Here is a 7,473-nt window from a genome sequence, read left to right as displayed (position 1 = left end):
CGCCGCCCGGCGCGTGGGCGCCGGGACGAGCGCGACCGGGCACAGCCCGGGGTGCGGGAGTTCTCCCCCGGCCGCGAGGTACTCCACCGCCCCGGCCCACACCCGGCCAATGACCTTCGCGGCGGGTGCCCGCATGTGGTCCTTGGCCGCGAGCACGATCGCCCGGTGTGCCCCGCCGTAGGGGCCGCAGGCGAACACCGGGACGCTCGGCACCTGTGGGTCGATCCGCTGCGGAGCCACCGTGAGCTCGAGGGCGCAGTCCGCGCACAGCGCTGCCCCGGCCAAGCCTCCAGCTCGACTGGCCCGTTCCGCGACCCGCCCGCAGCACATGCAGTCGTTACGCAGCAGCAGATCCGCCGCCGTCTCGATCCAGCCCCCAGCTGACACGTAGAGCCCCCCCTTGTCCCCGTACCCCCTTTTTTACCCCGGCGCCGCACCGGGAGCCCCGGGATCGGCATTTCTTGCGGGAAGTGTTCGAGCCCCCGCAATCGCGCAACGCTAGTGGGCGACCACCGGGATCGCCCGCTGCCCCACGAGCCCCGGCACCTCGCGCCAGTACTTCGGGTCGGAATCATCCCGGTTCAGCATCACCAGCGCCCGACCATCCGTGGCGTACAGCGCCTGCCCCGTGGACGTCACCGCCACCACCGGGGCCGCGATGTTGCGCGCGGACTCCTGCCGGGCCATCGACCCGTCCACCGCCAGGTGCCACACCGGGGCGTCGTTGGCGCGGGTGCCCACCAGCAGCGTGCCGTCGTGCTGCCAGCCCACGGAGACGGCGGTGTCCCCCAGCTGGTAGCCGATCTCCTCGAGTTTGCCCAGGCGCACCCCACCACGCTCGCGGTCGTGCAGGACCGCGACGTACACCTTGCCGTCGATCAGCAGGGCGGCGCGCACGCCATCGCGGGAGACCCGGAACATGCTGATCCGTGCGTCCGGCCCCAGGCGCTCCACGGATTCGGCGTCCACTGGCTCCTCCACGAGGTTTCCGGTACGCCCAGAACGCACGAAACGCTTGATTTCCTGCCCATCGGCCACCGTGTACAGGGCGTGGGCGTCGCCACTCCACGTCGGGCGGGTCAGGGACTTGGATTCCAACAGCTCCTGCGGCGCTCCTTCCGACTTGCCGACCAGCAGGCGACGCGGCCTTTCGCCCATCCCCGCGACGGCAGCGAACATGTTCTCCTGGGAGGAGACCGCCAAAGACTCGATGTAGTTCGACGCCAACCAGCCGCCCATCGCCACGGCATCGGCGTTCGACTCGCTGAGCTCACGCACCTGGCCACCAGAGACCGCACGCAGCGTCCCCGCAGCGCTGGCTCGTGGGTCGAACTCGGAGACGTCATTGACCCGCCACGTCTCCCCGACCTCCTCGGAGAGCAGGGTGCCATCCGCGATCAACCGGTACGGGCCGCGCACGTCCGCACCCGCCAACGTCCACACCACCTGGGCACCCAGCAGCCGACGAGCCTCCGGATTCAGCCCGGTCAGGCCGGTGAACTCGACCTCAAACTCGCCCTCCCCGGTCCGCTGGGTTCGCACCGTCGCCATCGGCGGAATCAGCGAGTTCACTGCGTCGCCCAGCAGCGGGTTCGGGCCATTGTTCAGCAGAGAGACCATCGAGGCCCCGATGGACTGCTGGCGGGTGTATACCCAGCGCCGATCGGGTACGAGCATCGAGCCGCGCGGGTTCACGAAGTACAGGTCCCGGGCCTCGTAGGCAGAGAAGAAGTCCGCGCGGTCCAGCACCACCGCGTCGCGCAGGTTGGAAATCCGCCACTGGCCCCGCTCCTGCACCATCTCGTAGGTGGTTTCATAGCCCGTGAACTCCGGGGTGAACACCCCGCCCGGGGAGAGCGTGCCCAGTACGTTGCCGCGCACCCGGTAGGTGATCTTTCCGTCACGCACCGCGCCATCAGAGTTGATGAACACGCGGTCCAGCACCTTCGTCTTACGCTCCGGGTGCCACTGATCCGCCCGCTCGGTAGTGAGGAACTTCCGGGCCGCAGCGTAGTCGCTGACCGGGTGGGCACTCGCCGCGAAGAAATCGCGCAGCAGCAGGTCCGAGGGCTGGTTGTCCTTCGGTTCGACGACGTCCTCCACGTCCGGCATGGGCGAATAGGAGCTGATCACCTCCGGGGCGGAATCGCCCGGCAAGGTCGTGCATCCGGTGGCCACGAGAGTGCCGCAGGCCACCAGCGTGGTGCCAATCAGTTTGAGCTTCCTCACGAGTCCTCCCCTTCCGGCCGTGGGTCCTCTTCACTGCTAAAAGCGCCCGGCGCAGGGTCCGCCGCGTGCTCATCATGCTGCTCCGCCGCGTTGTCGACAGGCTGACCCTCATTCTCCGCATTGGCCTGGGCTCCAGCTGCCCCTATTCCCTCGGACTGGCCCTCATCGCCCTGGATCTGGGCGTCCTGGAGCTCGGCAGCCTGGACGCTTTCGGTCTGGACGTCCTCGGTATCGTGCTCGACCACCGCTGGGACGGCCAGCGGCAGTGGCGAGGTCCCGGCCTTCGAGCCCGCCTTGCGTGGCACCGTCAACCGGAAGCAGGACCCCACCCCGGGCTCGCCGATGGCGTCCAGCACACCGCCGTGCAGCTTGGCATCCTCCCTGGCAATGGCCAGGCCCAGGCCGGTGCCACCCGTCCGGCGCTCGCGGGATGGGTCCGAGCGCCAGAAGCGGTTGAACACCATCTCCTCCTCGCCCGGGTTCAGGCCCACGCCGTGGTCCGTGACGGTGATCGCCACGTTGCGTTCCGTGGCCGCCAAGGCCACCTCCACCGGGTGCCCCTCGGAGTGGTCCACGGCGTTGGCCAGCAGGTTGCGCAGGATGCGCTCCACGCGGCGGGAGTCCACCTCCGCGGTCACTGGTTCCTCCGGCAGGTCGAGGTTGAAGACCACGCCCAGGTCCTCCGCGATGCCGCGGACCTGCGCCAGCGCGGAGTGGACGACACCACGCATATCGATCTTCTCAGCCGAGAGGTTCGCCTGGCCCGCGTCGTGGCGCGAGATCTCCAGCAGATCGCCCAGCAGCATCTCGAAACGATCGAGCTCTTTGTCCATCAGCTCCGCCGCACGCGCGGTCAACGGATCGAGGTTCTCCGCGTTGTCATTGATGAGGTCCGCGGCCATGCGCACGGTCGTCAGCGGAGTGCGAAGCTCGTGGGAAACATCCGAGGTGAACTGGCGCTGCAGGGAGCCGAACTCCTCCAGGTTGCGGATCTGCGCGGACAGCGACTCAGCCATCTCGTTGAAGGAGATGGATAGGCGCGCGACCTCGTCTTGCCCCTCCACGACCATACGCTCGCGCAGGTGGCCGGCCGCGAAGCGCTCCGCGATGCGGGAAGCCGAACGCACCGGGACGGTCAGCTGCTGGGCGAAAACCCACGCGATGACCACCAGGAGAACCAGCAGCACGATCGCGCCCGCCAGCAGCAGGCCGCGCATCAGGTTCAAGGTGGACTCCTCCGCATCCAGCGGCATCACGAGGTACAGCTCGATGCCAGACACATCGCTGGCCACGGGCGTGCCGATGACCAGGGCCTTGAAGGTCTCCGTGCCCTCCGTCATCGTCGTGTACTGGTAGGAAACCTGCCCCTGCTGTACGAAGTTGCGCAGCTTCGTCGGGATCACCGCTTCCTGCGGCACCCGGACCTCGTCGCCAGCGGAGGAGCTCGCCATCAGCACCGGCTCGTAGACCGCGGAATTGGCCTTCGCGGTGGAGTCGGAGTCCGCCAGCACTGCCCTGGCTGCGCTAAGCCGCACGGGCAGTGGGTTCGAGGTATCCGTGGCGGCGATCTGCTCCTCCACGGTCGCACGTGCCCGGTGAATCTCCTCGGTTGCCGAGGAGTACTTCGCATTCAGCAGCTGCTGGTTCAAAAAGCTGATGAGCACGAAGCCCAGCGCCAGAATGACCAGCACCGAGGAGAGGAAGACAGAGCCAATCACGCGCACCTGGATCGAGGTGCGCCACTTGAACAGCAGGCGGTACCACAGGCTTTTCGCCGTAGCGGCAGGGTGACGCAGCGCGGAGCGCCACGTGGGCTTTTCCGGCCCCGACTCCGGCGCGATGTCCAGCTCCGAGGACGCCCCTGCCCCAGCAGCCTCCGCCCGTGGCTCGCCCTCCCCAGCGGACGATGCCGGAGAGGCACTCTCCCCTCGTTGCGCGACACGATCCACGCCCGTGCTCAGCGGCGAGGTATCCCCATCCGCGCGCGCTGGCGAGCCGGCCGGGCGGCGCGACTCGGTATCAGTCAGCGCATCAGGCTCGGCCGGGCCATTCGGCGGGACGGGGTTGGGCATACGCTACTCGCCCGACTTGTAGCCGATACCGCGGACGGTCAGCACCACCTGCGGGTCATCCGGGTCGCGCTCCACCTTGGAGCGCAGGCGCTGGACGTGCACGTTCACCAGGCGGGTGTCACCAGACTTCCGGTAGCCCCAGACCTTCTCCAGCAGCTCCTCGCGGCTGAACACCTGCCCCGGCCGGGAGGCCAGGGTGGTCAGCAGGTCGAACTCGATGGGGGTCAGGTTGATGACCTCCCCGCCCCGGGTGACCTCGTGTCCAGCCGTGTCAATCTCCACCTCTCCCACGCGAATGGTGGTGGACTCAGTGGCCTCCTCCGGGCTACGGCGCAGGCGAGCGCGCACGCGGGCGATGAGCTCCTTCGGCTTGAAGGGCTTGGTGATGTAATCATCCGCGCCGGACTCCAGGCCGAGCACGACGTCCACCGTGTCCGTGCGGGCGGTGAGCATCACGATCGGCACCGTGGAGAACTCGCGCACCGTACGGCAGACGTCGATCCCGCTCATCCCGGGCAGCATGACGTCCAGCAGAATCAGGTCGGGGTCGTGCTCCCGGGCTGCGGTGACGGCGTCATTGCCGTCGCCGACCACGACCGTCTCGAAACCTTCGTTCTGCAGCACGATGGTGAGCATCTCCGAGATCGCCGGATCGTCGTCGACCACCAGAATCTTGGCTGTCATGAGCGCAGTGCTTCCTTCGCTTTTCTTGAGTTTAAAGTCTTTAGTTCTTTGTACTATGCCGGGCAGACACGCCCGCCGGGTTTAGGAGTCCAGATCCCGGTACCCAGCCTCAATCCGGTCGGCCAGCTGGCTGGCCCGCTCGGCCACTCCCCCGGCCTCCGAGGCCACGACCTGCCACGGGCTCAGCCACTCGGCGGCAGCCAAGCTGCGGTAGGCCTCGAGGGTGCGCTGCTGCAGCCCGCCGTCGGATTCGTAGGCATCGCGGGTGCGGGCGGCGTCCTGCTGCTCCCGGGACTTCGCTCGCTCGCCGGCGACCTCCGCGCTGGCGTCCACCAGCACCTGCAGGTCCGGCACCGGGGAACCCAGATCATCGACCTCCAGACTGCGAACCCACTCGACGACCGGGTGCTCGGCGGGTTCCACAGGCTCCTCGCCTTCGGCCGCCTCGCCAGCCAACCGGGCCGCAGAGTAGGCCGCATTGGAGGCCACGAAGCGGTCCATCAGCACGATATAGCCATCGGCATCCAGATCCTCGAGTTGCTCGGCGACCTCCGCACGGTCCAGTGCGAAGAGGGTGGCCATGCCGTGGACCGAGTCGATGAGGTCCCCCATCTTGCCGGTCAGTGCCCGCTGCGCGAGCTGGGCGTGCACGGAGTCCTCGTAGCGGGGGAAGCTCAACCGCGCGACGGGCAGCTCCCGGGCCAGCAGCTCGGCCTCCAGCGCGGTGACCAGGGTGTTCTTCCCGGCGCCGTCGATGCCCTCAAAAGCGATGATCATGGGTTCTTCTCGGTCTCTACTTTCCTACCGTTGCCCGCCCCAACACGGGGCGGGGACGTGCCTTTAGTAGCGGTAGTGCTCCGGCTTGTACGGGCCCTCGACGTCCACGCCGATGTACTCTGCCTGCTCCTTGGTCAGCTTCGTGAGCTTGCCGCCGAGCGCCTCGACGTGGATGCGGGCGACCTTCTCGTCCAGGATCTTCGGCAGGCGGTAGACCTCGTTGCGGTACTGATCGGTGTTCTTGAACAGCTCGATCTGCGCGATGGTCTGGTCCGCGAAGGAGGTGGACATGACGAAGGACGGGTGGCCGGTGGCGTTACCCAGGTTCAGCAGGCGCCCCTCGGAGAGGACGATGATGCTGATCTGCTCACCTTCAGCGTTCGGGAAGCTGAACTCGTCGACCTGCGGCTTGATGTTCACGCGGGTGACGTCGTCGCGGTGCAGGAGGCTGGCCATGTCGATCTCGTTGTCGAAGTGGCCGATGTTGCCCAGGACGGCGTGGTCCTTCATCTTCTGCATCTGCTCGAAGGTGATGATGCCCAGGTTGCCCGTCGCGGTGATGACGATGTCCGCCTCGCCGATGGCCTCGTCGACGGTGACGACCGGGAAGCCGTCCATCAGCGCCTGCAGCGCGTTGATCGGGTCCGCCTCGGTGACGACGACGCGCGCGCCCTGACCAGCGAAAGCCTCGGCGCAACCCTTGCCGACGTCGCCGTAGCCGCAGACCAGGACGGACTTGCCGCCGACGAGCATGTCGGTGGCGCGGTTGATGCCGTCCAGGAGGCTGTGGCGGGTGCCGTACTTGTTATCGAACTTGGACTTGGTGACCGCGTCGTTGACATTCATCGCCGGGAACGGGAGGGTGCCCTGCTCGGCGAAGTGGTACAGGCGGTGCACGCCGGTGGTGGTCTCCTCGGTGACACCCTTGATCTGCTCGGCGTTGTTGGTCCAGAAGGTGTTATCGCGCTGGAACACGCGATTCAGCATGCCCAGGAACTCGCCGTATTCATCGGAGTCCCCCTCGCCCGGCTCCGGCACCAGGCCGGCCTGCTCGAACTCCTTGCCCTTGATGACGGCCATGGTGGCGTCGCCGCCGTCGTCCAGGATCATGTTCGGGTACACGGCCTCACCGTTGGCGCCGGTGCCCCAGGTGAAGATCTGCTCGAGGCACCACCAGTACTCGGCCAGGGACTCGCCCTTCCAGGCGAAGACGGGCACGCCCGCAGGCTGCTCCGGGGTTCCGGAGCCGACGACGACGGCCGCGGCGGCCTCGTCCTGCGTGGAGAAGATGTTGCAGGAAGCCCAGCGAACCTCCGCGCCAAGGGCGGTGAGGGTCTCGATGAGGACGGCGGTCTGGACCGTCATGTGGATCGAACCGGCGATGCGAGCGCCGGCCAGGGGCTGCTCGTCGGCGTACTCGCGGCGCAACTCCATCAGGCCCGGCATCTCGTGTTCCGCCAGGCGGATCTGGTGGCGGCCGGACTCAGCGAGGCTGAGGTCACGAATCTTGAACTCGAGGTCTCCGATGCTGTCTGGAGTCAGGGTTGCCATGGTCGAATACTCTCCTTGGGTTTCCGAATGCTTTAACTCGCCCAAGTCTAGCCGCCCCACCCGACACGGTGCCGCCCTGGGCGTGGGGCGGAGGGAATAATCTCGCGTTGGGGGTGGCGTGAGCTGCCAAGATCAGATAGCGTGATGAAAACGTTATAAA

Annotated in this window: 5 protein-coding genes and 1 pseudogene; all 6 read right to left on the bottom strand. The window is 67.4% G+C overall.

Features of this window, described 5'->3' with window-relative positions; translation table 11 throughout:
- Positions 1-387 (bottom strand): annotated as a pseudogene (locus HMPREF3088_RS02605) (ComF family protein); the annotation flags it as partial.
- A 111-nt stretch (positions 388-498) separates the two neighbouring features.
- The gene (gene lpqB, locus HMPREF3088_RS02600) at positions 499-2,229 is read right to left on the bottom strand and encodes an MtrAB system accessory lipoprotein LpqB (RefSeq protein WP_070758288.1); all 1,731 of its coding nucleotides are present in this window, start codon (positions 2,227-2,229) and stop codon (positions 499-501) included.
- Complete coding sequence (mtrB, locus tag HMPREF3088_RS02595; RefSeq protein ID WP_070758287.1) at positions 2,226-4,301, bottom strand: MtrAB system histidine kinase MtrB; 2,076 nt, start codon at positions 4,299-4,301, stop codon at positions 2,226-2,228. The genes lpqB and mtrB overlap by 4 nt, the downstream gene beginning before the upstream one ends.
- Before the next feature lie 3 nt (positions 4,302-4,304).
- Entirely contained in the window at positions 4,305-4,985 is a 681-nt protein-coding gene (mtrA, locus tag HMPREF3088_RS02590; protein ID WP_070758285.1) for an MtrAB system response regulator MtrA, read from the bottom strand.
- Positions 4,986-5,066: 81 nt separating this feature from the next.
- On the bottom strand, positions 5,067-5,762 hold the full coding sequence (locus tag HMPREF3088_RS02585; RefSeq protein ID WP_070758284.1) for a dTMP kinase: 696 nt from the start codon (positions 5,760-5,762) through the stop codon (positions 5,067-5,069).
- A gap of 63 nt (positions 5,763-5,825) precedes the next feature.
- Positions 5,826-7,313 carry an adenosylhomocysteinase gene (gene ahcY, locus HMPREF3088_RS02580; RefSeq protein WP_070758282.1) on the bottom strand — a complete coding sequence of 496 codons (1,488 nt, stop codon included), beginning with the start codon at positions 7,311-7,313 and terminating at the stop codon, positions 5,826-5,828.
- Positions 7,314-7,473: the final 160 nt, after the last annotated feature.

Origin of the sequence: Corynebacterium sp. HMSC22B11 (assembly GCF_001815965.1) — a bacterium.
GTDB lineage: Bacteria > Actinomycetota > Actinomycetes > Mycobacteriales > Mycobacteriaceae > Corynebacterium.
This window is presented reverse-complemented; position numbering and strand designations above follow the sequence as displayed.

Excerpts from the sequence above, each read along its gene's own strand:
- mtrA (WP_070758285.1), bottom strand. The coding sequence starts at position 4,985 with ATGACAGCCAAGATTCTGGTGGTCGACGACGATCCGGCGATCTCGGAG.
- mtrB (WP_070758287.1), bottom strand. The coding sequence starts at position 4,301 with ATGCCCAACCCCGTCCCGCCGAATGGCCCGGCCGAGCCTGATGCGCTG.
- HMPREF3088_RS02585 (WP_070758284.1), bottom strand. The coding sequence starts at position 5,762 with ATGATCATCGCTTTTGAGGGCATCGACGGCGCCGGGAAGAACACCCTG.
- ahcY (WP_070758282.1), bottom strand. The coding sequence starts at position 7,313 with ATGGCAACCCTGACTCCAGACAGCATCGGAGACCTCGAGTTCAAGATT.